Annotated in this window: 18 protein-coding genes; 7 read left to right on the forward strand and 11 right to left on the reverse strand. The window is 63.8% G+C overall.

Annotated features, from left to right (window positions below):
- Positions 1-20 precede the first annotated feature (20 nt).
- The 4 genes from ACZ5BO_RS10970 to ACZ5BO_RS10985 all read right to left on the reverse strand — a co-directional run bounded on the left by ACZ5BO_RS10970 (position 21) and on the right by ACZ5BO_RS10985 (position 5,099).
- A complete protein-coding gene (locus ACZ5BO_RS10970) occupies positions 21-1,691 on the reverse strand; it encodes a protein kinase domain-containing protein (protein ID WP_464699679.1) in 1,671 nt (556 codons plus the stop codon).
- Between the two features lie 7 nt (positions 1,692-1,698).
- Positions 1,699-2,910: a nitrate/nitrite transporter gene (locus ACZ5BO_RS10975; RefSeq protein ID WP_025128778.1), complete on the reverse strand. Its 1,212-nt coding sequence runs from the start codon at positions 2,908-2,910 to the stop codon at positions 1,699-1,701.
- 386 nt (positions 2,911-3,296) lie between these two features.
- On the reverse strand, positions 3,297-3,872 hold the full coding sequence (locus ACZ5BO_RS10980) for an ANTAR domain-containing response regulator (RefSeq protein ID WP_464699682.1): 576 nt from the start codon (positions 3,870-3,872) through the stop codon (positions 3,297-3,299).
- Between the two features lie 15 nt (positions 3,873-3,887).
- Positions 3,888-5,099, reverse strand: coding sequence for a CmpA/NrtA family ABC transporter substrate-binding protein (locus tag ACZ5BO_RS10985; protein WP_464699684.1), 1,212 nt, complete (start codon positions 5,097-5,099; stop codon positions 3,888-3,890).
- Positions 5,100-5,329: 230 nt separating this feature from the next.
- Here ACZ5BO_RS10985 and ACZ5BO_RS10990 point away from each other — a divergent pair, with 230 nt between their 5' ends.
- Entirely contained in the window at positions 5,330-6,349 is a 1,020-nt protein-coding gene (locus tag ACZ5BO_RS10990; RefSeq protein ID WP_025128781.1) for a quinone-dependent dihydroorotate dehydrogenase, read from the forward strand.
- A 145-nt stretch (positions 6,350-6,494) separates the two neighbouring features.
- Here the strand turns inward: ACZ5BO_RS10990 and rmf are convergent, their stop codons facing one another.
- On the reverse strand, positions 6,495-6,710 hold the full coding sequence (gene rmf / locus ACZ5BO_RS10995) for a ribosome modulation factor (RefSeq protein WP_015634760.1): 216 nt from the start codon (positions 6,708-6,710) through the stop codon (positions 6,495-6,497).
- 544 nt (positions 6,711-7,254) lie between these two features.
- Here rmf and rlmKL point away from each other — a divergent pair.
- The gene (gene rlmKL / locus ACZ5BO_RS11000) at positions 7,255-9,534 is read left to right on the forward strand and encodes a bifunctional 23S rRNA (guanine(2069)-N(7))-methyltransferase RlmK/23S rRNA (guanine(2445)-N(2))-methyltransferase RlmL (RefSeq protein WP_464699687.1); all 2,280 of its coding nucleotides are present in this window, start codon (positions 7,255-7,257) and stop codon (positions 9,532-9,534) included.
- A gap of 141 nt (positions 9,535-9,675) precedes the next feature.
- Positions 9,676-12,075, forward strand: coding sequence for a sensor domain-containing diguanylate cyclase (locus tag ACZ5BO_RS11005; RefSeq protein WP_464699689.1), 2,400 nt, complete (start codon positions 9,676-9,678; stop codon positions 12,073-12,075).
- A gap of 48 nt (positions 12,076-12,123) precedes the next feature.
- Here ACZ5BO_RS11005 and dacB read toward each other — a convergent pair whose 3' ends face one another.
- On the reverse strand, positions 12,124-13,584 hold the full coding sequence (gene dacB, locus ACZ5BO_RS11010; RefSeq protein ID WP_025128784.1) for a D-alanyl-D-alanine carboxypeptidase/D-alanyl-D-alanine endopeptidase: 1,461 nt from the start codon (positions 13,582-13,584) through the stop codon (positions 12,124-12,126).
- Positions 13,585-13,818: 234 nt separating this feature from the next.
- On the opposite strand from dacB, the gene ACZ5BO_RS11015 reads away from it, so the two are divergent.
- Positions 13,819-14,163: a YggL family protein gene (locus ACZ5BO_RS11015; protein WP_025128785.1), complete on the forward strand. Its 345-nt coding sequence runs from the start codon at positions 13,819-13,821 to the stop codon at positions 14,161-14,163.
- Between the two features lie 175 nt (positions 14,164-14,338).
- On the opposite strand, the gene ACZ5BO_RS11020 is transcribed toward ACZ5BO_RS11015, so the two are convergent.
- On the reverse strand, positions 14,339-15,529 hold the full coding sequence (locus ACZ5BO_RS11020; protein WP_025128786.1) for a benzoate/H(+) symporter BenE family transporter: 1,191 nt from the start codon (positions 15,527-15,529) through the stop codon (positions 14,339-14,341).
- Between the two features lie 319 nt (positions 15,530-15,848).
- Between ACZ5BO_RS11020 and ACZ5BO_RS11025 the strand changes: the two genes are divergently transcribed.
- From ACZ5BO_RS11025 to ACZ5BO_RS11035, 3 genes are all read left to right on the forward strand, one after another.
- Entirely contained in the window at positions 15,849-16,613 is a 765-nt protein-coding gene (locus ACZ5BO_RS11025) for a GntR family transcriptional regulator (RefSeq protein ID WP_025128787.1), read from the forward strand.
- Between the two features lie 216 nt (positions 16,614-16,829).
- Positions 16,830-17,780 (forward strand): LysR family transcriptional regulator, encoded by a 951-nt coding sequence (locus ACZ5BO_RS11030; RefSeq protein ID WP_025128788.1) that lies wholly within the window; start codon positions 16,830-16,832, stop codon positions 17,778-17,780.
- 148 nt (positions 17,781-17,928) lie between these two features.
- The gene (locus ACZ5BO_RS11035; RefSeq protein ID WP_025128789.1) at positions 17,929-18,762 is read left to right on the forward strand and encodes a hypothetical protein; all 834 of its coding nucleotides are present in this window, start codon (positions 17,929-17,931) and stop codon (positions 18,760-18,762) included.
- A 75-nt stretch (positions 18,763-18,837) separates the two neighbouring features.
- Here the strand turns inward: ACZ5BO_RS11035 and guaD are convergent, their stop codons facing one another.
- The 4 genes from guaD to xdhA form a co-directional block, all read right to left on the reverse strand.
- A complete protein-coding gene (gene guaD / locus ACZ5BO_RS11040) occupies positions 18,838-20,142 on the reverse strand; it encodes a guanine deaminase (RefSeq protein ID WP_464699693.1) in 1,305 nt (434 codons plus the stop codon).
- Between the two features lie 24 nt (positions 20,143-20,166).
- Complete coding sequence (xdhC, locus tag ACZ5BO_RS11045; RefSeq protein WP_025128791.1) at positions 20,167-21,009, reverse strand: xanthine dehydrogenase accessory protein XdhC; 843 nt, start codon at positions 21,007-21,009, stop codon at positions 20,167-20,169.
- 85 nt (positions 21,010-21,094) lie between these two features.
- Positions 21,095-23,494: a xanthine dehydrogenase molybdopterin binding subunit gene (gene xdhB, locus ACZ5BO_RS11050; protein ID WP_464699696.1), complete on the reverse strand. Its 2,400-nt coding sequence runs from the start codon at positions 23,492-23,494 to the stop codon at positions 21,095-21,097.
- Positions 23,487-24,941, reverse strand: a complete 1,455-nt coding sequence (gene xdhA / locus ACZ5BO_RS11055; protein ID WP_464699698.1) for a xanthine dehydrogenase small subunit — start codon at positions 24,939-24,941, stop codon at positions 23,487-23,489. Before xdhA ends, xdhB begins: the two co-directional genes overlap by 8 nt.
- Between the last annotated feature and the right edge of the window lie 319 nt (positions 24,942-25,260).

Below are 25,260 nucleotides of genomic sequence, written 5' to 3' on the forward strand. Positions count from 1 at the left end.
GACGGCCTCGCCCACGGCTTTCAGTGGCGCAGCAGCAGGAACAGCAGCACCAGGTTCAGCAGTAACGCAACCAGGGCCACGCTGCGCCAGACTTTCAGTGGCTCGCGCTCGAGCAGCGGCAGGGCGCGCGGGCTCAAGCTGCAGCGTTCCCCTTGCTCCAGTACCAGCAGCCATTGTTCGGCCGTTTCAAAGCGTTGCGCCGGGTTGCTGGCGACACTGCGGAGCAGGGTGTGCTCCAGCCATTCCGGGAGGTCCGGGCGGTAGCGGCTGGGGGGCGCCGGCAGGCTGAAGCGCGGTCGCTGGAACGCTTCGATCTCGCCATGGGGGTAATGTCCAGTCAGCAGATAGTACAAGGTCACGCCCACGGCATAGAGGTCCTGCTGCGGGCTCGGAGCTTCGCCACTGAAGGCTTCCGGAGCAATGAAGCTCGGGGTGCCGGGCAGTAGGTGGGCCGGGTCCGCCGACAGCCCGGGGCAGTAGGCCAGGCCAAAATCCAGCACGCGCAATTCGCCATCGTCCCCCAGCAGCAGGTTCTCCGGCTTGAGGTCTCGATGCAGGATCTGCCGTCGATGCAGCAGGCCCACGGCACGCAGCAGGCGCTCGGCGAGAAACTGCCACTGGGCCAGGGGCAGCGGGCCGCTCTGCTGGAACAGCTGCGCCAGGGTCTGCCCGGGGTATTCGCGCATCAGGTAGTACAGGTGCTGGCGTGAGCCGCCGTGATGCACCTGGGGAAAGTGTCGCCCGGCAACCCGACGCAGCAGCCATTCTTCGGACAGCAACGCCTGGCAGGCCGGCAGGTCATCGCGCAGGGCCTCGGGCAGGGTTTTCAGCAGCCAGGCTTGCTGCTGATCGTCATGCACGCGATACAGCAGCGATTGTCGGCTGCGATTGATCATGCCTTCGATGTGCCAGCCTTCGAACCGCTGTCCGGGTTTCAGTGGCGGGGGCAGGGGCCATTGCTGAAGGTGCATCAGGGCGTCGCCAATGCTGTCCTCCCCCAGTTGCTCGACCCGTACCAGCAGCGCACTGGCATTGTCCTGGCTGCCGGCCAGGTGGGCGGCGCTGACCAGGGTGGCGACGGCGGTATCCGGGTCCGGCTGGTCCCGCAGGATCGCGGCAATCGCAGTATCGCCCAGGGTGGCCCAGACCCCGTCGCTGAGCATCAGGAAGCTTTCCCCCAGGCGCAGTTCGCCATCGAGGAAATCCAGCACCAGGTGCTGGTCCAGCCCCAATGCGCGCTTGAGCACGTGCTGCATGCCCGGCTGGTCCCAGACGTGGTCCTCGCTGATGCGTTGCAACTGACCGCCATGCCAGCGGTAGACCCGGCAGTCGCCGACATGGGCCAGGGTGAAGCGCCGGCCCCGCAGCACCAGGGCGCTGAGGGTGGTGAGCAGGGGCTGGCCACCGCCATTGGCCTGGAGCCAGAGGTTCTGGGCGATCAGCAGGCGCTCCAGGGATTGGGCCACGGCCCAGGTTTGCGGCGTGGCGTAGTAGTCCAGGGCCAGGACCTGCAAGGTGGAGCGTGCGGCCAGGCCGCCATCGGCGCACTGGCTGACACCGTCGGCAATGGCGAACAGCAGGCCCTTGCTCGCAGCCAGGGCTGGCGCCGGTGTCACCAGGCGCACGGCATCCTGGTTTTCCCTGCGAGGGCCGGTGGCGCTGGCCTGGGCATGGCTCAGTTGCAGGGCCATGGCCGTCTCAGACCCGCGCCGCAGTCACGGCGGCCGAGCCCCAGGTGGTTCTCCAGCGACGCTTGACCCCATGCAGGCCGAACCAGGCCAGTACCCCGAGGCCGGCGAACAGCCACAGGGCCAGTTGATAGCTGCCGGTGCTCTGCTTGATGGCACCCATGCCTGCTGCCAGGGCAAAGCCGCCGATGCCGCCGGCCATGCCGATCAGCCCGGTCATGACTCCGATCTCCTGGCGAAAGCGTTGCGGCACCAATTGGAACACCGCGCCGTTGCCGGCTCCCAGGCCGAGCATGGTGCAGACGAACAGCGCCAGGGCAGCGTAGGAACTGGGCAGGTTGAAGCCTACGGCGGCGATGCAGATCACCGCCACGCTGTACATCGCCAGCAAGGTGCGAATGCCGCCGAAGCGGTCCGCCAGGGCGCCGCCCAGGGGGCGCATCAGGCTGCCGCCGAACACGCAGGCGGCGGTGTAGTAGCCAGCGGTTACCGGGCTCAGGCCGTACTGGTCGTTGAAGTAGCCGGGCAGGGCGCTGGCCAGGCCGATGAAACCGCCGAAGGTGACGCTGTAGAAGCACATGAACCACCAGCTGTCACGGTCGCCGAGGGCCTTGAAGTAGTCGCCCATGGATTTGGCCCGGGGCCGCTCGGGGGCATTCTGCGCCAGCCAGGCGAACAGGCCCAGGGTCAGCAGCAGTGGAATCAGGGCGAAGCCGAAGACGTTGTTCCAGCCGAAGGCTGCTGCCAACACCGGGGCGATCAGTGCGGCGAACACGGTGCCGGAGTTGCCGGCTCCGGCGATGCCCATGGCCTTGCCCTGATGCTGCGGTGGGTACCATTGCGAGGCCAGGGGCAGGGCCACGGCGAAGGAGGCCCCGGCCATGCCGAGGAATACGCCCAGGAGCAAGGCTTGCTCATAACTGTGGATGCCCAGCCGCCAGGCCCCGAACAGCGCACCGATGACGATGACCTGGCCGATCAGGCCGGCGGTTTTCGGTGACAGGCGATCGGCCAGCAGGCCCATGATGAAGCGCAGTACCGCGCCGGCAAGGATCGGCGTGGCCACCATCAGCCCGCGCTGCTGGGTGCTCAGTTGCAGGTCGGCGGCGATCTGTACCGCCAAGGGGCCCAGCAGGTACCAGACCATGAAGCTCAGGTCGAAATACAGAAAGGCCGCGAACAGGGTCGGGGTGTGGCCGGATTTCCAGAAGCTTGAATTCATCGCGCACCTCAGCTGATAAGAATCGTTGGAATCGTCATGAGCCAGCAGGTGGAGCGCCGCCACGGCCGCGCCACCGACCCCGTTCAGTGGGGCCAAAACGCAAAAACGTCGGCACCCGGCTCGTTGTGGGCGAGCAGGGTGCGCGACGTCTTTGTCGTAGGTGGGGCAACCGCCGTTGGTTACCGTTGTGGATCTGATAGCAAGAGCCGCGCCAACCTCTGCCGACCCCAGCAGCAGGACCTGGCTGTCGAACTGGCTGTGGAACTGGTTGTGGGGCTGGGCGTGGAGCTGGTTGTAGGAGCTGGCTTGCCAGCGAAGGCGCCCTCAGGACCGGCACAAGGTTCAGAGGCCTATTCGCCGGCAAGCCGGCTCCTACCGGGGCTCGCTCAGCCGAGGAGTTCCTGCATGGCGATGATCTGTTCCGCCACCTGGATCAGTTTCTGCTGTTTGCCCATGGCCTGGCGCCGCATCAGGGTGTAGGCCTGTTCTTCGTCGCAGTCCTTCATCTTCATCAACAGGCCCTTGGCCAGTTCGATGCGCTTGCGTTCCGCCAGTTGCTGGTCCCGGGCCTGCAGTTGTGCACGCAGGGCCTGGTCGCTTTCGAAGCGCGCCATGGCCACATCGAGGATGGGTTGCAGGCGTTGCACCTGGATGCCCTCGACGATATAGGCGCTGACCCCGGACTTGATGGCCTGGCGCATCACCCGAGGGTCGTGCTCATCGGTGAACATCACGATGGGCCGGGGCTGGTCACGGCTGACCAGCACCACTTGCTCCATGACATCACGGCTGGGTGACTCGGTATCGATCAGGATCACATCCGGGCGCACCGTTTCGACGCGCCCAGGCAGGTCGATGGTCAGGCCGGATTCATCGATCACCTCGAAACCGGCTTCGCTGAGGGCGGCCTTGAGGCGTCCGACTTTTTTCGCCGTGTCGTTGATCAGCAGGATACGCAGCATGGTGGCGGGCTCCGGTCAGCGCTGGGCGACAAGAGCAGGGCTGTCGCTCAAGGCATGCAGCTTGAAGCTGCGGGCATAGGCAGCCGGTTGCGTGCCGTCCCAGACCTTGCCGTCGATCAACTGGCTGCTGCGCAGGTCCTGGCCCCAGGCGGCGATACCCAGCGCCGTGGCCGCCTCGCGATAGCATTCAAGCTGCTGTACCTGGCGGGCGACGGCCAGGTAGTCCGGGTCTTCGCGCAGCAGGCCCCAGCGGCGGAACTGGGTCATGAACCACATGCCGTCCGACAGGTAGGGCAGGTTGACGGCGCCCTGGCCATGAAAGCGCAGGGCGTGAGGGTCTTGCCAGCGATTGCCCAGGCCGTCGGCGTAGTCGCCCAACAGGCGTGGCTCGATGCAGTCCAGTGGTGCATTCAGGTAGTCGGCGGCGCTCAACAGCTGAGCGGTGCTGCGGCGATTCTCCGAGCTTTGCTCGATAAAGCGGCTGGCTTCGAGGACCGCCATGACCAGGGCCCGAGCCGTGTTGGGGTACTGCTCGACGAAGGCGCGGGTGCAGCCGAGCACCTTTTCCGGGTGGTCGGGCCAGATCGCCTGGCTGGTGGCCAGGGTGAAGCCCAGGTCTTGCTGTACCGCGCTGGCGCTCCAGGGTTCGCCGACGCAGAAGCCATCGATACGTCCGGCCTGCAGGTGGGCAACCATCTGCGGTGGCGGTACGACCACGCTGTCGACATCCTGCAAGGGGTGAATGCCCTGGCTGGCCAGCCAGTAGTACAGCCACATGGCGTGGGTGCCGGTGGGAAAGGTCTGGGCGAAGGTCAACCTCGCCCGGCTTTGGTGCACGTGGCGGTCCAATGCTTCAGGGCTGGTCACCTTGAGGGCTTGCAGTTCCCGGGACAGGTTGATGCTCTGGCCGTTCTGGTTCAGGCCCATGAGCACTGCCATGTCGCAGGGGTTGATGCCGCCGATGCCCAGGTGCACCGCGTAGATCAGGCCGTACAGGCTGTGGGCGGCGTCCAGTTCGCCGCTGACCAGTTGGTCCCGCAGGTTGGCCCAGGAACTCTGGCGCTTGAGGTTCAAGGTCAGGCCGTAGGGCTGGGCGAAACCCTGGGTAGCCGCGACCACCACCGAGGCACAATCGGTCAGGGCCATGAAGCCCAGGTTGATCGCGGACTTTTCCGGGGCGTCGCTACCGTTGACCCAGGCCAGCGCAGTGTTGGGGAGATCGGTCATGGCTTGGCACCTTGCATGAAAAAGCGTCGTCCCCGCCGGCCGGGCAGGGCCGGTGCGGGTGACGACGCCATTGTCCTTCGGCCTGGGCCGCCGTTGGCCGAGGTCTGCATAGTCAAGAGAGTGCAAGGCATATGCCAGCCGCCGGGGATTTCACTCTGCGCCTCGCCTGCAGGCCCCGGCGCCGGCTATAATCGGCGCCTTATTTCGCCGCCACCGAGTTCATCCCGCCCATGTATACCCTGGCCCGCCAGCTGTTGTTCAAACTCTCCCCGGAAACCTCCCACGATCTGTCCCTGGACCTGATCGGCGCGGGCGGGCGTTTGGGCCTCAACGGTCTGCTGTGCAAGGCGCCGGCGCGGATGCCGGTCAAGGTCATGGGCCTGGAGTTCGCGAACCCGGTGGGGCTGGCTGCAGGCCTGGACAAGAACGGCGCGGCCATCGATGGTTTCGCTCAGCTGGGTTTCGGTTTTGTCGAGATCGGCACCGTCACCCCGCGTCCCCAGCCAGGCAACCCCAAGCCGCGGATTTTCCGCCTGCCCGAGGCGCAAGCCATCATCAACCGCATGGGCTTCAACAACCTTGGGGTCGACAACCTGCTGGCCCGGGTCGCGGCTGCGCAATTCAAGGGCGTGCTGGGGATCAATATCGGCAAGAATTTCGACACCCCGGTGGAGCGGGCGGTGGATGATTACCTGATCTGCCTGGACAAGGTCTATGCCCATGCCAGCTATGTCACGGTCAACGTCAGCTCGCCGAACACGCCGGGCCTGCGCAGCTTGCAGTTCGGTGAGTCCCTCAAGCAGCTATTGTCGGCCTTGAGCCAGCGCCAGCAGGAGCTGACGGCGATCCATGGCAAGCGCGTGCCGCTGGCGATCAAGATTGCTCCGGACATGAGCGACGAGGAAACCATCGAGGTGGCCCGGGCCTTGCTGGAAACCGGCATGGATGCGGTGATTGCCACCAACACCACCTTGAGCCGTGAAGGGGTCGAAGGCCTGGAGCACGGCGCTGAGGCGGGCGGCCTGTCCGGCGCGCCGGTACGGGAGAAGAGTACTCATACGGTCAAGGTCCTGGCGTCCGAACTGGCCGGCCGTTTGCCGATCATCGCCGTGGGCGGCATCACCGAAGGCAAGCACGCGGCCGAGAAGATTGCCGCGGGGGCCAGCCTGGTGCAGCTGTACTCGGGCTTCATTTACAAGGGCCCGGCGCTGATTCGCGAATCGGTGGATGCCATCGCGGCCATGGGCTGAGGGGGATTGCAGCAGGCGGGTTGAAACCACGCTGATAAAAAAGGGCTCCTCGAAGGAGCCCCTGGGCCGAAGCCCGCCGCCCGGATGGGGCGTGCGTGGTTAAGTCGTCATCTATTCAAGTTGTAGGTGTCGGAATGTGCCCTGATCAGCCGACAGCGCGAAGTTCGTTGAGTCTGTGGATGCCCGCAGTGCCTGTCATACCGTCCCAGTTGTCGCCGCGTCCTTCTCGCCAGCCGTTAATCCAGGCTTGGCGTACCGACGGTAGAGTAAATGGGCAAAGCTCACGGGACTTGCCATTAACGCCATACTGATATCCGCGTAAAAACGCTTTTTCCAACGGATCACGCTTTAGTCTTCTCATAGGGTGTTTCCCTCACTTGTTGACTGTCTTATGTCCCGTCGACCTTCATCTGAGGTCGGGCAGATTGCTTCTGCCGTTGGTGCTCGCTGCCGGCGTCGCGAGCCTTGATGTTGACGCCATTGCGGCGCCAACCTGTGTTGAGTTCTAACCAATAGGTCACAGCAAGTGAATGATCGTTTTGTCATAAGGACGTAACGATATTGCTGTCCAGGCCATAAGCCTGAGGGGTTTTGTATCCGGTTTGTCAGGCAAAGCCCGCTATGATCAGCCTCTCACTAGATGATGAGGTTAATGCTTTAGTGAGAATGTCGAGCGGTTGCACTCAACTACTATTCGACGAAGGGTCGACTTATGTCATTTTGTTGCCCTGACTTTTTATCTGCCTCGGTCTCTAAGCTCTTTTGCCCTGCAAAAAAGCACTCCGGCCGGGGTGGGACGGCACAGTTTCGTGCCACACGAGCGCTCTTGAAGAAAAGCGCTTGATTGAAAACCGAGCGGGCGATGCGTTGTCCGTTCACTTATTGCTAAAGGCCCTGGTACTCCCATGTCGGATCGTTACGAACTCTTCCTCACCTGCCCCAAGGGCCTCGAAGGCCTGCTGATCGAGGAAGCCGTCGGGCTTGGCCTTGAGCAGGCGCGTGAGCACACCTCTGCCGTACGCGGCATGGCCGACATGGAAACGGCCTATCGCCTGTGCCTGTGGTCGCGCCTGGCCAACCGGGTGCTGCTGGTCCTCAAGCGCTTCCCGATGAAGGACGCCGAAGACCTCTACCACGGCGTGCTGGATGTGGACTGGCAGGACCACATGCTGGCCGACGGTACCCTGGCCGTGGAGTTCAGTGGCCACGGTTCCGGCATCGACAACACCCACTTCGGTGCGCTGAAGGTCAAGGACGCCATCGTCGACAAACTGCGCACGCCCACCGGTGAGCGGCCTTCGGTGGACAAGCTCAATCCGGACCTGCGCATCCACCTGCGCCTGGACCGTGGCGAAGCCATCCTTTCCCTGGACCTCTCCGGCCACAGCCTGCACCAGCGCGGCTACCGCCTGCAGCAAGGCGCCGCGCCGCTGAAGGAAAACCTCGCGGCAGCGATCCTGATCCGTTCCGGCTGGCCGCGTATCGCTGCCGATGGCGGGGCCCTGGCGGACCCGATGTGCGGTGTCGGCACCTTCCTGGTGGAAGCGGCGATGATCGCCGCCGACATCGCGCCCAATCTCAAGCGTGAACAGTGGGGCTTCACCGCCTGGCTCGGCCACGTGCCGGCCCTGTGGCGCAAGCTGCACGATGAGGCCCAGGCTCGCGCCCAGGGCGGGTTGGCCAAGCCGCCCCTGTGGATTCGCGGCTACGAGGCCGACCCGCGGCTGATTCAGCCGGGGCGCAACAACGTCGAGCGCGCCGGTCTCAGCGAGTGGATCAAGATCTACCAGGGCGAAGTGGCGACTTTCGAGCCGCGCCCGGACCAGAACCAGAAAGGCCTGGTGATCTGCAACCCTCCCTATGGCGAGCGACTGGGGGACGAGGCGAGCCTCTTGTACCTCTACCAGAACCTTGGCGAGCGCCTGCGCCAGGCCTGCCTGAACTGGGAAGCGGCGGTGTTCACCGGGGCCCCGGACCTGGGCAAGCGCATGGGTATTCGCAGCCACAAGCAGTATTCGTTCTGGAACGGCGCCTTGCCCTGCAAGCTGCTGCTGATCAAGGTGCTGCCAGACCAGTTCGTCACCGGCGAGCGTCGCACCCCGGAACAGCGTCAGCTCGAGCGCGAGCAGGCTCAGGCCCAGGCTGAAAGCCAGGCCGCTGCCGCCCCGCAAGAGCGCCAGTACAACAAGAATGGCAACCCGATCAAACCTGCTCCGGTACCGGCGCCTGTGGTTGAACAGGCGCGCTTGAGCGAAGGCGGGCAGATGTTCGCCAACCGCCTGCAAAAGAACCTCAAGCTGCTGGGCAAGTGGGCCAAGCGCGAGGGGATCGAGTGCTATCGGGTCTACGATGCCGACATGCCCGAGTACTCCCTGGCCATCGACCTGTACCAGGATTGGGTGCATGTCCAGGAGTACGCGGCGCCCAAGTCGGTGGACCCGGAGAAGGCCCAGGCGCGCCTGTTCGATGCCCTGGCGGCGATCCCGCAGGCGTTGAATGTCGACAAGAGCCGGGTAGTGATCAAGCGTCGCGAGCGCCAGAGCGGCACCAAGCAGTATGAGCGCCAGAGCGCCCAGGGCCAGTTCACCGAGGTGCGCGAAGGCGGGGTCAAGTTGCTGGTTAACCTGACGGACTACCTGGACACCGGGTTGTTCCTCGATCACCGGCCGATGCGCATGCGGATCCAGAAAGAGGCCGCCGGCAAGCGCTTCCTCAACCTGTTCTGCTACACCGCCACTGCCAGCGTGCATGCGGCCAAGGGCGGGGCGCGCAGCACCACCAGCGTGGACCTATCGAAGACCTACCTGGACTGGGCGCGGCGCAACTTCTCCCTCAACGGTTTCTCCGACAAGAACCGCCTGGAGCAAGGTGATGTGATGGCCTGGCTGGATACCTGCCGGGACGAGTTCGACCTGATCTTCATCGATCCGCCGACCTTCTCCAATTCCAAGCGCATGGAAGGAGTATTCGACGTGCAGCGTGACCAGGTGCAGTTGCTGGACCTGGCCATGGCTCGCCTGGCGCCGGGTGGCGTGCTGTATTTCTCCAACAACTTCCGCAAGTTCCAGCTGGATGAGAACCTGGCTGCGCGCTATCTGGTCGAGGAGATCACCGCGAAAACCATCGACCCGGATTTCGCCCGCAACAGCAAAATCCACCGCGCCTGGAAAATCACCGCTCGCTAAGGTTCAGCCAAGCTCCCCCCCGAGGCCTGCTTATTTCAGGCTTTGGGGACGGTTTAGCGCTGGTCAAATTAGTGGCTAATGGCTATAAAACACACTTGGTCCGGATGACACCCAAACTCGCTGGCGTGATGAGTTCTGCTTATGCCGTTGCACGTGGTACGCCCGAAGATCCTGGGTTTCATAAGTGAAGAGGTGTCCGCCTGGCTCGTGGCCTTGTTGGTGTTGCTCGCCGGTAGCATTCTGACCGGGCTCCTGGCCTGGTCCACCTACAGCCTGAACAAGCAGCAGTTGCGCCAGCGTTTCCAGCTGTTGGCCAGCGAACGCTACAGCCGTATCGAAGAGCGCTTTCAAGACCAGGAGCAACGCCTGGACGGTTTGCGGCGTTTCTTTGTCAATTCCGACCTGGTGACTCGCCAGGACTTCGATGGTTACGCCAAACCCCTTTTGCGGCGCACCCAGGCCTATGCCTGGGCGCCTTTGATCAGTCGTGCCCAGCGCCCTGCGTTCGAGCAGTCGGTGCGGGCGCAGGGGCTGCCGGGGTTTTCCATATTGCAGTTGAACGGCGAAGGCCAGATGGAGGCGGCCGGTGAGCACGACGACTATGCGCCGGTGTTGTACAGCCAGACGCAAAGCCCGCTGGGCTCGCCCCTGGGGTACGACTTGCTGGCCCAACCTGTGCGCCGTGCCACGCTGGAACGTGCCCGGGAGCTCAATGGCCTGGCGGTTTCGCCGCCGGTGCACCTGGTCGCGGTCGACCCGGCCTACGCCCGGGGAGTGCTGCTGGCCGCGCCGGTCAGGCGACCCCAGGACGGCCCTGCCGCGCAGTCCCGGCCCTATGGTTATGTGCTGGCGGTGATCAGCCTGCGGCAGCTGGTGGCGGATGGCTTGCCGGTCACGGCCAGTGACAACCTGTCGGTGCGGATTCTCGATCTGTCCACCGAGGGCCTGCATGAGGTGCTCTATGAGTCGAACAACCCGCCGACCAACAGTCAGCTGACCGCCAGCCGCTTGCTGCGTCTGGCGGACCGGGACTATCAGGTGGATTTTCGTCCCAGCGCGGCGTTCCTGCATGCCAATCATTCTTCCCTGGCGAGCCTGGTGACCCTGGGGGCATTGCTCAGTGTGCTGCTCAGCGCCTTGCTCTACGTACTGGTCAGCCAGCGCCAGCGGGCCCTGGCCCTGGTGGAGCAGCGTACCGAGGAGTTGCGCAGTCGCGAGCAGGAACTGCGGGGCACTCACAGCCAACTGCGCAGTGTGCTCAATGCCGCGACCCAAGTGGCGATCATCGCCACCGACCTGCGTGGCGTCATCAGCACCTTCAATGCCGGGGCCGAGCAGATGCTCGGCTACAGCAGCGCTGACGCAGTCGGCCACCTGACCCTGGAAAGCCTGCACCTGCCTCAGGAGCTGGAAAGTTGGGCCCATAGCCTCAGCCAGCGCTATGGCAAAGCCATTCCGGTGTCCCAGGCGATGCTGGTGGAAGAGGGCATGAGCGCCGGTCATGAGGCGCGGGAGTGGACACTGGTGCGCCGCGACGGCAGCCACCTGCCGGTGAACATGCTGGCGACTCCGGTGCTCGACGACCAGGGATTGTGGATCGGCCATCTGGCGATTTGCATCGATATCACCGAGCGCAAGCGAGTGCACGAGGCCCTGGCGGCTCGCGACCGGTTGTTGAAGCGGCTCAGCGCCCATGTCCCGGGTGGGATCTACCAGTTCAAGCTGGCGCCTGACGGTCATGCCTGTTTTACCTACGCCAGCGATGGCATTCGCGAAATCTACGAGATCGATCCGCTACAGCTGCAGGAGGATGCGGCTCCGGCGTTCGAGCGCATTCATCCCGAGGACGTGGGACGGGTCAGGGATTCGATCGAAGTGTCGGCGCAGCAGCTCAGTCCCTGGTGCGAAGAATACCGGGTCTGCCTGCCACAGCGCGGGCTGCGCTGGATGCGTGGCGCGGCGACTCCGGAAAGGCTGCCAGGCGGCGGGGTGCTATGGCACGGCTATATCTCGGACATCTCCGACCTCAAGCGAGTGGAGGAGGAACTGCGAGCGTTGTCGATCACCGACTCCCTGACCGGCATTCACAATCGTCGCTACTTCCAGGAGCGCCTGCAGAGCGAGATGCAGCGCCTGGAGCGTGGCGGTGGCCAGATGGCGGTGATCATGCTCGACATCGACCATTTCAAGCGGATCAACGACCAGTACGGGCACGGGGTCGGCGATCAGGTCCTCAAGGGCTTGTGCGAGCGTACTGGCCGACGCCTGAGGCGCACCGATGTGTTCTGCCGCCTCGGCGGAGAGGAGTTCATGATCCTGTGCCCGGATACTCAGGGCCGGCAGGCACTGATCCTGGCCCAGGAGCTGTGGCAGGGGCTGCGCAGCTCGCCGATCGAACCGGTGGGCATCGTCACCGCCAGTTTCGGCATTGCCAGTTGGCGCGAAGGGGAAGGGGCGGACGGGCTGTTGCTGCGGGCCGACTCCGGGGTCTACGCCGCCAAGCTGGCCGGGCGCGATCGGGTTCAGGACGAATTGCCGTAATCAATCGGGGCGGCGCGTGCTGCTCGCCGCCCTTGGCACGAGCCGTTGTTACAGCGCCGAGGCGCTGGTGGCCAGCTTGGGCTGGCGATAGAGGTCTAGCAGCACCTGGTCCAGTACCGATGAGGCACCGAATGGCCGTGGGTCATTGAGGATCGCGACCACTGCCCAGGTATTGCCGTTGTCATCGCGGCTGTAGCCGGCAATGGCGCGGACAGTGTTCAGAGTGCCGGTCTTGATGTGCGCTTCACCCGACATGGCAGTGCGCTTCAGGCGCTTGCGCATGGTGCCGTCCATGCCGGCAATCGGCATCGAGCTGATGAACTCGGCGGCGTAGGGGCTCTTCCACGCGGCTTGCAGCAGGCCGGCCATCTCCCGGGCGCTGACCCGCTCGGCACGGGACAGGCCGGAGCCGTTCTCCATCACCAGGTGCGGCGAGGTGATGCCCTTCTTCGCCAGCCACTGGCGCACCACACGCTGGGCCGCCTTGGCGTCGTCGCCATCGGCTTCGTTGCGGTACTTGGCCCCCAGGCTCAGGAACAACTGCTGGGCCATGGTGTTGTTACTGTACTTGTTGATGTCGCGGATGATCTCCGCCAGGTCCGGGGAAAAGGCTCGGGCCAGGACCTTGGCGTCCTTGGGCACGACCGCCAGGCGGTCCTTGCCCTGAATGCTGCCGCCCAGTTCGCTCCAGATCGCTCGCACCGCACCGGCGGTGTAGGTGGCGTGGTCCAGTAGCGACAGGTAGGTCTGGGAGCTGCAACCGTCGCCCAGCTGGCCACCGACGGTGACGATCACGCTGCCATCGGCCTGGGTCACCGGGTTGTAGCGTACGTCGCCGGTGCATTGCTTGGTGTTGACCGCCTTGACCTGGTTGTCGATGCGGATCTTGGCGATTGGCGGTTCCACCGACACCAGCACTCGGCCGGAATCGTTGCGAGCGACAAAGCGCAAGGCCTTGAGGTTGACCATCAGGGAGTCGGGCTTGACCAGGAACGGCTTGTTCTCGTCGTTGCCGTCGTCATTGAATTCCGGCAGTTGCGGTTGCACGAAGAAGTTGCGGTCCAGCACCAGGTCGCCGGTGACCTGCTGCACGCCGTTGGCCCGCAGGTCGCGCATCAGCAACCAGAGCTTTTCCATGTTCAGCTTGGGGTCGCCGCCGCCCTTGAGGTACAGGTTGCCGTTGAGGATGCCGCCGCTGAGGGTGCCGTCGGTGTAGAACTCGGTCTTCCACTGATGGGTCGGGCCGAGCATTTCCAGGGCCGCGTAGGTGGTCACCAGCTTCATGGTGGAGGCCGGGTTGACCGATACGTCGGCGTTGAAGATGGTTGGGGTGCCCGGGCCATTCAGGGGAATCATCACCAGTGACAGGGCGTTGTCCGGGAGTTTGCTGGCTTTGAGGGCTTGCTGGACCTTGGGGGTCAGGGTGGTGTTGACCGGAGCCGCGGAGACGGGGAATGCCAGGGGGAGGAAAACACTGGCAAGCAGAAGAGGACGCAACGATTTGATCATATGAAATGGAACCCTGCAGTCGAGGGGAAAAAAGGCGAGGGCGTGCAGATAAAATCCCTCAGTGATCATGAAAGTGTCGGCATTATGCCCCAAGGTATAGTGGCTTGTGCCGTACCGCGGGCCGCCGGGGCGGTATTTTTTTTACCAATGGCAGGGTCGTATCCTCATAGAGTCAGGCAATCGCCTGGCTAAACTGGTAAAGTGCCGCCCGTTATTACTTATGAGGATTGTTCCATGGCCACTAACCGTTCCCGCCGTCTGCGCAAAAAACTCTGCGTAGATGAATTTCAGGAGCTGGGTTTTGAGCTGAACCTGGATTTCAAAGAAGATCTGGCTGAAGAAGCTATTGACGCTTTCCTCGACGCATTCCTCAAAGAAGCGATGGAAGCCAACGGCCTGGGCTATGTAGGCGGCGACGACTTCGGTCTGGTTTGCCTGAGCAAGCGCGGTTCCGTGAGCGAAGAGCAGCGCGCCGCTGTCGAAGCCTGGCTCAAGGCTCGCACCGAGCTGACCAGCGTTGAAGTCAGCCCGCTGCTGGACGTGTGGTACCCGGACAACGCGATCAACCCAGTCGCGTGATGTCATGTATGAGCGGCCCGTCCGGGCCGCTCATGCGTTGTTGCCCCAGGGCAACCTGTCGATTCCCCTTTCCCCTGATTACCTCTGCCACGGACCTGTTCCGGGTTTTGCCGTGGGCGTGAGCAGGCCGGCACGCCGCGCCCTGCGCTAGGCGCTGGCGTGCCTGTGAGGCCCTTCAGGCGTTGCGCCAGTTCAGAATCATCAAGGTCACCACCCCGGCCACGATTCCCCAGAACGCCGAGCCGATGGAGAACAGCGTCAGCCCCGACGCCGTGACCATGAAGGTGATCAGCGCGGCCTCGCGTTCCTTCACTTCGCTCATCGCGATGCTCAGGCCATTGATGATCGAGCCGAACAGCGCCAGGGCGGCAATGGACAGCACCAGTTCCTTGGGCAGTGCCGCGAACAGCGCGGCCAGGGTGGCACCGAAGACCCCGGCGATGCCGTAGAAGATTCCGCACCACACGGCGGCGGTGTAGCGTTTGCCGTGATCCTCATGGGCATGGGGCCCGGTACAGATTGCCGCGCTGATGGCCGCCAGGTTGATGCCATGGGAGCCGAACGGCGCCAGCAGCAGAGAGGCCAGGCCCGTGGCGGTGATCAATGGCGAAGCCGGGACGTTGTAGCCGTCGGCCCGCAGCACTGCAATCCCGGGCATGTTCTGCGAGGTCATGGCCACCACGAACAGCGGAATGCCGATGCTGATGGTGGCTGCCAGGGAAAAGTGCGGAGTGGTCCAGACAGGAGTCGCGACCTCCAGGTGGAAGCCGCTGAAGTCCAGCAGGCCCATCACTCCGGAAAGGGCGGTGCCGATCAGCAAGGCGGCCAGGACCGCATAGCGGGGCGACAGGCGCTTGACCACCAGGTAGGTGACGAACATGCCCAGGACCAGCCCGGTGCGATGTTGGGCGGCGACGAAGATTTCACTGCCGATCTTGAACAGGATCCCCGCCAGCAAGGCCGCAGCCAGGGAAGCCGGGATCTTTTTCACCAGGCGTTCGAAGCTGCCGGTGAGCCCGCAGATCGTCACCAGCACGGCGCAGGTGATATAGGCGCCGATGGCTTCGCCGTAGGTCACGCCGGACAGGCTGGTGATCAGCAGGGCTGCGCCAGGTGTCGACCAGGCGATGGTGATGGGGGTGCGATAACGCAGGGACAGGCCGATGCTGCACACGGCCATGCCGATGGAGATGGCCCAGATCCACGAGGAAATCTGTCCGCTGGTCAGGCCGGCAGCTTGTCCGGCCTGGAACATCAGCACCAGGGAACTGGTATAGCCGGTCATCATGGCGATGAAGCCGGCCACGATGGCTGAGGGCGAAGTGTCGGCCAGGGGGCGTAACTGCGCGGGAGTGGCATCGGACATTACGGCTGTTCCTTGTTCTTGAAAGACCCAAACAACCCCATCCAGCCCGCATCGATCGAGTGCTGCTCGAGCAATGGGCCGGCAATGGGGTTCAAGGGCGAAGCCTAAACTTAAAAGTAACTTTGCATTGCAATACAGCCGTGGCTACAAATAGCCGTACAGTCGCTGAACGCGTTATGCCACGGGCAACACTTTTTACTAATGATCCCCATGGGTTGTGTACAATGTGCCCTTGATTTAACGCGATACTTGCCAGCGACCCACCGTGGCGTATTAAAGTCACGCTGACATCGCCGCAGTCCTCCCGACCCGAGTGCCCATGAACGAACAGTTGCAACCTCTCAAGAAACAACCGCGAGCAGGCAAAGCCGGTCGCAGCGGAACCCAGGACGATATTGTCTATGCGCACATCTTCGAGGCCATCCTCGAGCAGCGCCTGGCGCCCGGCACCAAGTTGAGTGAAGAGGCGCTAGGGGAAATATTCGGAGTCAGCCGGACCATCATCCGCCGCGCTCTGTCACGTCTGGCCCACGAAGGCGTGGTGCTGTTGCGCCCCAACCGCGGTGCCGTAGTGGCCAGCCCGAGCGTGGAGGAAGCCCGACAAGTGTTTCTCGCCCGCCGCCTGGTGGAGCGCGCCATCACTGAATTGGCGGTACAGCACGCCACGGCCGAGCAATTGCTGGAACTGCGGCAGATGGTCAATGAAGAGCGCGACAGCTTTTCCCGCGGTGATCGTGGCGCGGGCATCCGCCTGTCCGGCGAGTTCCACCTGAAGCTCGCGGAGGCGGCGAAGAATGCGCCGTTGATCAGCTTCCAGCGCAGCCTGGTGTCCCAGACCTCGCTGATCATCGCCCAGTACGAGAGCGGCAACCGTTCCCACTGTTCCTACGATGAGCACACCCAGTTGATCGATGCCATTGAGGCCCGGGATGGCGAGCTCGCGGTGAACCTGATGATGCATCACATGGATCACATCGACAGCAAGCTCAACCTCGACGAGGAAAGTGCCTCGGACGATCTGCATGCGGTGTTCTCGCATCTGCTGCAGACCAAGAAGCCGGGACGGCCGACCGCCAAGCTCTAAGAGGCAGGTGGCAAGCGCCGAGCTTGCAGCGTGAAACTCCCCAATCCCCCACCTCGTGTATTGCACGAGGTGGGGGATTGTTGTTTTGGCGGAGTAGCTGCTCGATAGATTGTTGCGATTTTTTGCATTGATTGTATACAGTGCTGGTTCCGAGGCGTCTGGCAAGGGCTTGGCCCGCGACGGCCCGCCTCTCGCCCTGCGAAAGGAGCCCGCGGCATGAGCGGCAGAACGCTACGTATTCATTCCTCCGCCATTCACTATTTCGACATGGTTCGGCGTTGCCATTCGATCCGTGAGGCGGCCCGGCGCTTGAATGTCGCATCCTCGGCGGTGAACCGGCAGATTCTCAAGATCGAGGACGAAATCGGTGCGCCGTTGTTCGAGCGCCTGCCCGGTGGGCTGCGCCTGACCATGGCCGGGGAGATTCTCAGTCGTCACGTCAGCCTGGTGTTGCAGGACCTGGAGCGAGTTCGCCTGGAGTTCGATGCATTGCGGGGCTTGAAGAGCGGGCACGTGGAGATCGCCACCGTCGAGGGCGCCACGGTGGACCTGCTGCCCACGGTGCTCAAGCGCATGCGTGATCACTACCCGCAGGTGACCATCGGTGTCACGGTGCAGGGTTCGCAATCGATCCCCCATGCTCTGATCAACAGCCGCGCCGACCTCGGGCTGGCCTTTGCCCTGCCCAGGGCGCCGGAGATTCGCCCTCTGAGCGTCGGGCATTTTCGCCTTGGCGCGCTGGTCAGTCCGGATCACCCCCTGGCCGAGCGGGGCAGCGTCAATTTTGCCACCTGCGCCGAACACGGGCTGATCCTGGCCAAAAGCGAGCTGTCGATCCACCACCTGCTGGCGCCATTGCACAAGCGCCTCGGGGGGCCGGACAAACCGGCGTTGCAGAGCAACTCCCTGGAGCTGGCGCGGCAGATGGCCCGGCACAACATGGGGGTGGCTTTCCAGACTCGGGTCGGGGTCGAGGCGGACCTGGACAAGGGCGAGCTGGTGCATATCCCCCTGAGTGACCAGGGCGGTATCTACAGTGACCTGGGGCTGTATGCCCGCAGCGGCCGTGACCTGCCCAGTGCGGTCGAAGCCCTGGCGCATTTGCTCGGCGAGGAGATCGCCCTGCGTGAACGGGCCGAGCGCATCTTCGGCCAGCCGGTGCTCTGAGCCGGGCGTTGCTGGCCGGTGTTGCCATTTTGGCAGCGCACTGGTCGATATTCTGTTCTTTGGGCTCCACAGGCCTTGTGCCGATACTGCGACCGGTCGGCAGCCAGCGAAGCTGCCATAAGCCACACCGCCACAGGACATAATAAAAATGAAAAAGGCACTACAAGGCGCAACGCTGCTGATGACATTGGTCGGGGCAGGGGAAGCGGCCGCCGTGGAGTGGATGAACAACAGCGTCGGCTTTCGGTACGGCAAGGAGTTCACCAACCCGAACAACCCGCACTACATCAGCAAGCGCATCTACAGCTTCACCCACGCCAGTGGGTACCAGTACGGCAGCAACTATCTGCATCTGGACGTGCTGCTCTCCGACAACGACGACCCGCGCAAGGGCACCAACAAGGGCAGCAGCGAAGTCTACGGTGTCTACCGTCACCAACTCTTCGCTTCTCGGGTACTGGATACGCCCCTGGGCACCGGCCTGGTCAAGGACTATGCCCTGACCCTCGGCTTTGATGCCAGCCGCAACAACAACCTGGGTTCGGCCAAGAAGCGCGCTCTGGTCTTCGGCCCGACCCTGAAGTTCAACACCGTCGGCGTGCTCGACCTGAGCCTGTTGTACTACAAGGAAAATAACCATTCCGGAATACCCGGGGCGAAAGACCCGGATCACACCTTCGACGACACTTACCTGCTCAACCTGGCCTGGATGCGGCCGTTCGAGGTCGGCAGCCACGCCGCCAAGTTCCAGGGGTTCGTCAACTACACCGGGGAAAAGGGCCACGACTACAACTACCGCGACACCGCCCCGGAAACCCTGATGCGCACTTCGTTGATGGTTGCGGTGATGCCGGGCAAGAACATCAAGCCCAACCTCTACCTTGGGGTCGGCTACGAGTACTGGCACAACAAGTTCGGGGTGGATGGTGGGCGGGGTACACGTACCTCGACGCCAACCCTGAACATGGAAGTGACCTTCTAGGTTCCGCTCTCCTGGCGCAGGCATAAAAAATCCCCCGCACGGCCAACCGAGCGGGGGATTCTTCATTTTCGGCGGTTAGCGCTGGTGCACTGACTGGCCGGCGGCAAAGGTCTGCAGCACGGTGCGGTCATCGCCCAGGGTCATCAGCACGAACAGGGTTTCGGCGATGCTGTTGGCCTGCTTCAGGCGGTAGCTGAGCAGCGGTGTGGCGTTGTAGTCGAGGATCAGGAAGTCGGCATCGGTACCGGGGTGCAAGGTGCCGATCCGCTCTTCCAGGCGCAGGGCACGGGCGCCACCGAGGGTTGCCAGGTACAGCGACTTGAACGGGCTCAGGCGCGCGCCCTGCAGTTGCATGACCTTGTAGGCCTCATTCAGGGTTTGCAGCAGCGAGAAGCTGGTACCGCCGCCGACGTCGGTGCCCAGGCCGACATTGAGCTGGTGTTTTTCCGCCATCGGCAGGTTAAACAGGCCGCTGCCGAGGAACAGGTTCGAGGTTGGGCAGAAGGCCACGGCGGAACCGGTTTCTGCCAGTCGTGCGCATTCGTCGTCGCACAGGTGCACACCGTGGGCGAACACCGAGCGCTCACCGAGCAATTGGTAATGATCGTAGACGTCCAGGTAGCCCTTGCGCTCCGGGAACAGCTCCTTGACCCACTCGATCTCCTGCAGGTTCTCGCTGATGTGAGTCTGCATGTAGAGGTCGGGGTACTCGGTCAGCAGTCTGCCGGCCAGGGTCAGTTGTTCCGGGGTGCTGGTAGGGGCGAAGCGCGGGGTCACGGCGTAGTGCAGGCGGCCCTTGCCGTGCCAGCGCTCGATCAGCGCCTTGCTTTGCTGGTAGCCGGATTCGGCGGTATCGGTCAGGTAGTCCGGAGCGTTGCGGTCCATCATCACCTTGCCGGCGATCATCCGCAGGTCGAGTTTCTCGGCGGCTTCGAAGAAGGCCTCGACCGACTGCGGGTGCACGCTGCCGAACACCAGGGCGGTGGTGGTGCCGTTGCGCAGCAGTTCCTTGATGAAGATGTCGGCCACTTCGGTGGCGTGGGCCCGGTCGGCGAACTGGCTTTCGCAGGGGAAGGTGTAGGTGTTCAGCCAGTCCAGCAACTGCTCGCCATAGGCGCCGACCATGCCGGTCTGGGGCAGGTGGATGTGGGTGTCGATGAAGCCCGGGGTGATCAGGGCATCCGGGTAGTGGTGGATCTGCACATCGGCGGGCAGGCTGGCGAGCAGCTCGCTGGCGTGGCCAAGCGCGCTGATCCGGCCGTTCTCGACCACCAGCAGGCCGTCCTCGAAATACTCATAGGAGGCTTCGATCCCGACTTCGGCGGGGTCGGCGATGCTGTGCAGGATGGCGGCACGGTAGGCGTTGCGAGTCTGGGGCATGAAGGTATCTCAGTGTGTGGCGTATTAGTTCGCAACCTGGCTGCGGCGCGAGGCCGGCAGCAGTTTGGCAATGGGTTCGGCGCCGACGCTGGGCTGGCCGAAATGGGCGTTATAGGTGGCGATGATCTCGCCGGCAATGGAGATGGCGATTTCCACCGGCAACTTGCCTTTGACTTCGCCAAGCCCCATCGGGCAACGCATGCGCTGCAAGGTGCCGGCATCGAAGCCGCGGTCGCGCAGGCGGTGCTCGAACTTGACCCGCTTGGTCTTCGAGCCGATCAGGCCGAAATAGGCGAAATCGTTGCGCTTGAGCAGGGCCGCAGTCAACTCCAGGTCCAGTTGGTGATTATGGGTCATGACGATGCAGTAGCTGCCAGGGGGCAGGTGGTCGATTTCGTCCACCGGTTCTTCGCTGACGATCTTGCGCACGCCCTGGGGGATCTGCTCGGGAAATTCCTGCTCCCGGGAGTCGATCCAGCGTACCCGGCAGGGCAGGCTGGCCAGCAGCGGGACCAGGGCCCGGCCGACGTGGCCGGCACCGAACACGGCAATCTGCGCCTGCACCTGGCCCATGGGTTCGAACAGCAGCACCGTGGCCCCGCCGCAGCACTGGCCGAGGCTGGCGCCGAGGCTGAAGCGCTCCAGGTGAGTGGCCTGCTTGCCGGCGGCGAGCATGTCCCGGGCGATCTGCATGGCCTTGTATTCCAGGTGGCCGCCACCAATGGTGTCGAAGGCCTGGCTGGCGCTGACCACCATTTTCGAGCCGGCATTGCGCGGCGTCGAGCCGAGCTCCTCGATGATGGTCACCAGCACGCAGGGTTCACCCTGGGTCTGCAGGTCGGCGAGGGCGCTGATCCAGTTGTACATGTTCACCTCGACATCTTGGTTGTCTGTGTGGGCCTCTTCGCCGGCGAGCCGGCTCCTACAGGAGCGGGCTTGCCGGCGCGGACCGTTACAGCGGCGCCAGCTCGGCTTGCGGGTCCGTGGTTCTGGTCACCTGCAAGCGGCGCATCTGTTCGCAGCCCCACAACACCCGTTCCGGAGTGGCCGGCGCATCGATCTGCGGCTGATGCCGGTAGTCGCCGAGGCTGGCCACCGCGTCCTTGATCGCACACCAGGCGGCGATGCCGAGCATGAACGGCGGCTCGCCCACGGCCTTGGAATGGAACACCGTGTCCTCGGGGTTCTTGCGGTTCTCCACCAGCTTGACCCGCAAATCCGGGGGCATGTCCGCCACCGCCGGGATCTTGTAGCTGGCCGGACCATTGGTCATCAGCTTGCCCTTGGCATTCCACACCAGCTCCTCGGTGGTCAGCCAGCCCATGCCCTGGATGTAGCCGCCCTCGACCTGGCCGATGTCGATGGCCGGGTTCAGCGAGGCGCCGACGTCATGCAGGATGTCGGTGCGCAGCATCTTGTACTCGCCGGTCAGGGTGTCGACTATCACCTCGGCGCAGGCCGCACCAAAGGCGAAGTAGTAGAACGGCCGGCCCCGGGCCTGGGCGCGGTCATAGTAGATTTTCGGGGTCTTGTAGAAACCGGTGCTGGACAGCGACACCTGGGCGAAATACGCCTGCTGGATCAGTTCCTCGAAGGTCAGGATATGGTCGCGCACGCGCACATGACCGTTGTGGAACTCCACATCTTCCTCGCTGACCTGGTACTTGCGCGCGGCGAACTCCACCAGGCGGGTCTTGATGGTCTGCGCGGCATTCTGCGCGGCCTTGCCGTTCAGATCGGCACCGCTGGATGCGGCGGTGGGCGAGGTGTTGGGCACCTTGTCGGTGTTGGTGGCGGTGATCTGCACCCGGTCGATATCGACCTGGAACACTTCGGCCACCACTTGCGCCACCTTGATGTTCAGGCCCTGGCCCATCTCGGTGCCGCCATGGTTCAGGTGGATGCTGCCGTCGGTGTAGACGTGGATCAGCGCGCCGGCCTGGTTGAGGAAGCTGGCGGTGAAGGAAATGCCGAACTTCACCGGAGTCAGCGCCAGGCCTTTCTTGAGGATCGGGCTGTTGGCGTTGTATCGGCGGATGGCTTCGCGGCGCTCGGCGTACTGGCTGCTGGCCTCCAGCTCGGCGGTCATTTCCTCGAGCATGTTGTGCTCGACGGTCTGGTAGTAGTGGGTGACGTTGCGCTCGGTCTTGCCGTAGTAGTTGGCCTTGCGCACGGCCAGCGGGTCCAGGGCCAGGTGCCGGGCGATGGCGTCCATCACTTCCTCGATGGCAACCATGCCCTGGGGGCCGCCGAAGCCACGGTAGGCGGTGTTCGAGGCGGTGTTGGTCTTGCAGCGATGGCCGTTGATGGTGGCGTCGCCCAGGTAGTAGGAGTTGTCGGCGTGGAACATCGCCCGGTCGACGATGGACGCCGAGAGGTCCGGCGAGCAGCCGCAGTTGCCCGCCAGTTCCAGCTGGATGCCGTGCAGGCGGCCGCTGCCGTCGAAGCCCACGTCGTACTCGACATAGAAGGGGTGACGCTTGCCGGTCATCAGCATGTCCTCGACCCGCGGCAGGCGCATCTTGGTGGGCTGGCCAGTCAGGCGTGCCACTACCGCGCACAGGCAGGCAGGGCTGGCGGCCTGGGTTTCCTTGCCACCGAAGCCGCCCCCCATGCGGCGCATGTCGACCACGACCTTGTTCATCGACACGTCCAGCACTTCCGCCACCAGCTTCTGCACTTCGGTGGGGTTCTGGGTCGAGCAGTAGACGATCATGCCGCCGTCCTCGGTGGGCATCACCGAGGAAATCTGGGTTTCCAGGTAGAAGTGTTCCTGGCCGCCGATGTGCAGGGTGCCCTGGATCCGATGCTCGGCACTGGCCAGGGCGCTGGCCGAGTCACCGCGTTGGTGGGTGTGGCTGTCGAGCACGAAGTGGCGCTTGCGCAGGGCCTCGACCACATCCAGTACTGGCTCCAGGTCTTCGTACTCGATGACCGCGGCCATGGCCGCCTTGCGCGCGGTTTCCAGGTCCCTGGCCGCGACCGCCATGACCGGCTGGCCGACGAACTGCACGGTATCGATGGCCAGCAAGGGATCGCCGGGCAGCAGCGGGCCGATGTCCTTGAGGCCGGGAATGTCTTCGTGGGTAATGGCGATGCGCACCCCTTCGAAGGCGTAGCAGGGCGCGGTGTCGATGCTGATGATCCGGGCGTGGGCGCGATCCGACATCCGTGCATAGACGTGCAGTTGGTTGGGGAATTCCAGGCGGTCGTCGATGTACAGCGCTTCACCGGACACGTGTTTGTCGGCGCTGTCGTGCTTGACGCTGCGGCCGACGCCGGTGGTCAGGTCCTGATGAAACAGGGCCGTCAGTTCGGCTTGGGTCTTCTCGACTTTGTGATGATTAGACATAAGCGGTCACCCGGGTCTCGATGTGCGGTGCATGCAGTTCGATGAAGTATTTGCGCAGCAGGTTCTGCGCGCTCAGCAGGCGGTATTCCTTGCTCGCGCGAAAGTCCGAGAGCGGGGTGAAATCTTGCGCCAGGGCGGCGCAGGCGCGTTCGACGGTGGCCTGGTTCCAGGGCGCCCCGAGCAGCGCGGCCTCACAGCTCTTGGCCCGTTTCGGGATCGCCGCCATGCCGCCAAAGGCGATGCAGGCGTCGCTGACCATGCCGTTTTCAATGCGCAGGTTGAAGGCTGCACAGACCGCAGAGATATCGTCGTCCAGGCGCTTGGACACCTTGTAGGCGCGAAACAGCCGTTCGGCGCGGGCCCGCGGCACGATGATCTTTTCGATGAACTCGCTGTCCTGGCGGGCGGTGACCCGGTAGTCGATGAAATAGTCTTCCAGGGCCAGGGTGCGCCGCACCTCGCCCTTGCGCAGGACGATCTGCGCGCCGAGGGCGATCAGCAGCGGTGGCGAGTCACCGATGGGCGAGGCGTTGCCGATGTTGCCCCCCAGGGTGCCCTGGTTGCGGATCTGCAGCGAAGCGAAGCGCTGCAGCAGTTCGCCGAAGTCCGGGTACTCGGCGCGCAGCGCGTCATAGCAATCGGTGAGGGGGGTGGCCGCGCCGATTTCCAGGCGATCGTCGAAGTGTTCGATGCGTTTCATTTCGGCAATGTTGCCGACGTAGATCATCACCGGCAGGGTGCGGTGGAACTGGGTCACCTCCAGCGCCAGGTCGGTGCCGCCGGCCAGCAGGCGGGCCTGCGGGTAGGCGTCGTAGAGGTCGGCCAGGTCGGCCACGGTCAGCGGTACCAGGCAGCGCTTGTCGCCGCTGTTGAGCTCGCCGGTGTCCTTGGGGGCGATGGCCTTGAGGCGGCTGATGGTCTCGGCCTGACGACTGTCGAACTGATCGGCCTGCTGGCCGCAGCAGGACTGCTCGGCGGCGGCCAGGATCGGCCGGTAGCCGGTGCAGCGACACAGGTTGCCGGCCAGGGCTTCATGGGCCTTGTGGCTGTCGGGTTCGGTGCTGTTCTTCTGCAGGGCGAACAGCGACATGACGAAGCCCGGGGTGCAGAAGCCGCATTGCGAGCCGTGGCAGTCGACCATGGCCTGTTGCACGCTGTGCAATTGTCCCTGGTGCTTGAGGCCTTCAACGCTGATCAATTGCTTGCCGTGCAGGGACGAGACGAAGGTCAGGCACGAGTTGAGGCTGCGATAGCGCATGGTGTCGACGCCGTGCGCGTCCACCTGCAACTCGCCGACCACCACGGTGCAGGCGCCACAGTCACCGCTGGCACAGCCTTCTTTGGTACCGGATTTGCCCAGGTGCTCGCGCAGGTAGTTGAGCACGGTCAGGTTCGGGTCCAGGGCGTGCTCGCTGCGGAGTTCCTGGTTGAGTAAAAACTGGATCACGGAAGGCCTCGCAAACTCATTATTGTTGTTAAGCGACGTGAGCCGAATTTAGTCATGTCTGACTTTTCGGTCAATGATTTTCTGACTTTAAGGTCAGGAAAATTCATCGCCCAACAATTCAAGTATGACCAAGATCCTCGCAACCGCTGCCGAAGGCGCCCAGAAGCGACGCAGGGCCGTTGACAGTCGCTGGTTTGTCCCAGCCTTCGGTTGTGATCACGCGCTTGCCCGCTGCCGCTCGATTAACCCGGGAACGGCGGCCCGGCGGCCAGTTATTTGCGTGTTTCATGGCAAAAACCGCCCTTGGGGCACTCCGCCA

This window comes from Pseudomonas sp. FFPRI_1 (assembly GCF_055384485.1).

Coding starts and splice junctions, on each gene's coding strand:
- ACZ5BO_RS10970 (WP_464699679.1), bottom strand. CDS start 1,691: ATGGCCCTGCAACTGAGCCATGCCCAGGCCAGCGCCACCGGCCCTCGC.
- ACZ5BO_RS10975 (WP_025128778.1), bottom strand. CDS start 2,910: ATGAATTCAAGCTTCTGGAAATCCGGCCACACCCCGACCCTGTTCGCG.
- ACZ5BO_RS10980 (WP_464699682.1), bottom strand. CDS start 3,872: ATGCTGCGTATCCTGCTGATCAACGACACGGCGAAAAAAGTCGGACGC.
- ACZ5BO_RS10985 (WP_464699684.1), bottom strand. CDS start 5,099: ATGACCGATCTCCCCAACACTGCGCTGGCCTGGGTCAACGGTAGCGAC.
- ACZ5BO_RS10990 (WP_025128781.1), top strand. CDS start 5,330: ATGTATACCCTGGCCCGCCAGCTGTTGTTCAAACTCTCCCCGGAAACC.
- rmf (WP_015634760.1), bottom strand. CDS start 6,710: ATGAGAAGACTAAAGCGTGATCCGTTGGAAAAAGCGTTTTTACGCGGA.
- rlmKL (WP_464699687.1), top strand. CDS start 7,255: ATGTCGGATCGTTACGAACTCTTCCTCACCTGCCCCAAGGGCCTCGAA.
- ACZ5BO_RS11005 (WP_464699689.1), top strand. CDS start 9,676: ATGCCGTTGCACGTGGTACGCCCGAAGATCCTGGGTTTCATAAGTGAA.
- dacB (WP_025128784.1), bottom strand. CDS start 13,584: ATGATCAAATCGTTGCGTCCTCTTCTGCTTGCCAGTGTTTTCCTCCCC.
- ACZ5BO_RS11015 (WP_025128785.1), top strand. CDS start 13,819: ATGGCCACTAACCGTTCCCGCCGTCTGCGCAAAAAACTCTGCGTAGAT.
- ACZ5BO_RS11020 (WP_025128786.1), bottom strand. CDS start 15,529: ATGTCCGATGCCACTCCCGCGCAGTTACGCCCCCTGGCCGACACTTCG.
- ACZ5BO_RS11025 (WP_025128787.1), top strand. CDS start 15,849: ATGAACGAACAGTTGCAACCTCTCAAGAAACAACCGCGAGCAGGCAAA.
- ACZ5BO_RS11030 (WP_025128788.1), top strand. CDS start 16,830: ATGAGCGGCAGAACGCTACGTATTCATTCCTCCGCCATTCACTATTTC.
- ACZ5BO_RS11035 (WP_025128789.1), top strand. CDS start 17,929: ATGAAAAAGGCACTACAAGGCGCAACGCTGCTGATGACATTGGTCGGG.
- guaD (WP_464699693.1), bottom strand. CDS start 20,142: ATGCCCCAGACTCGCAACGCCTACCGTGCCGCCATCCTGCACAGCATC.
- xdhC (WP_025128791.1), bottom strand. CDS start 21,009: ATGTACAACTGGATCAGCGCCCTCGCCGACCTGCAGACCCAGGGTGAA.
- xdhB (WP_464699696.1), bottom strand. CDS start 23,494: ATGTCTAATCATCACAAAGTCGAGAAGACCCAAGCCGAACTGACGGCC.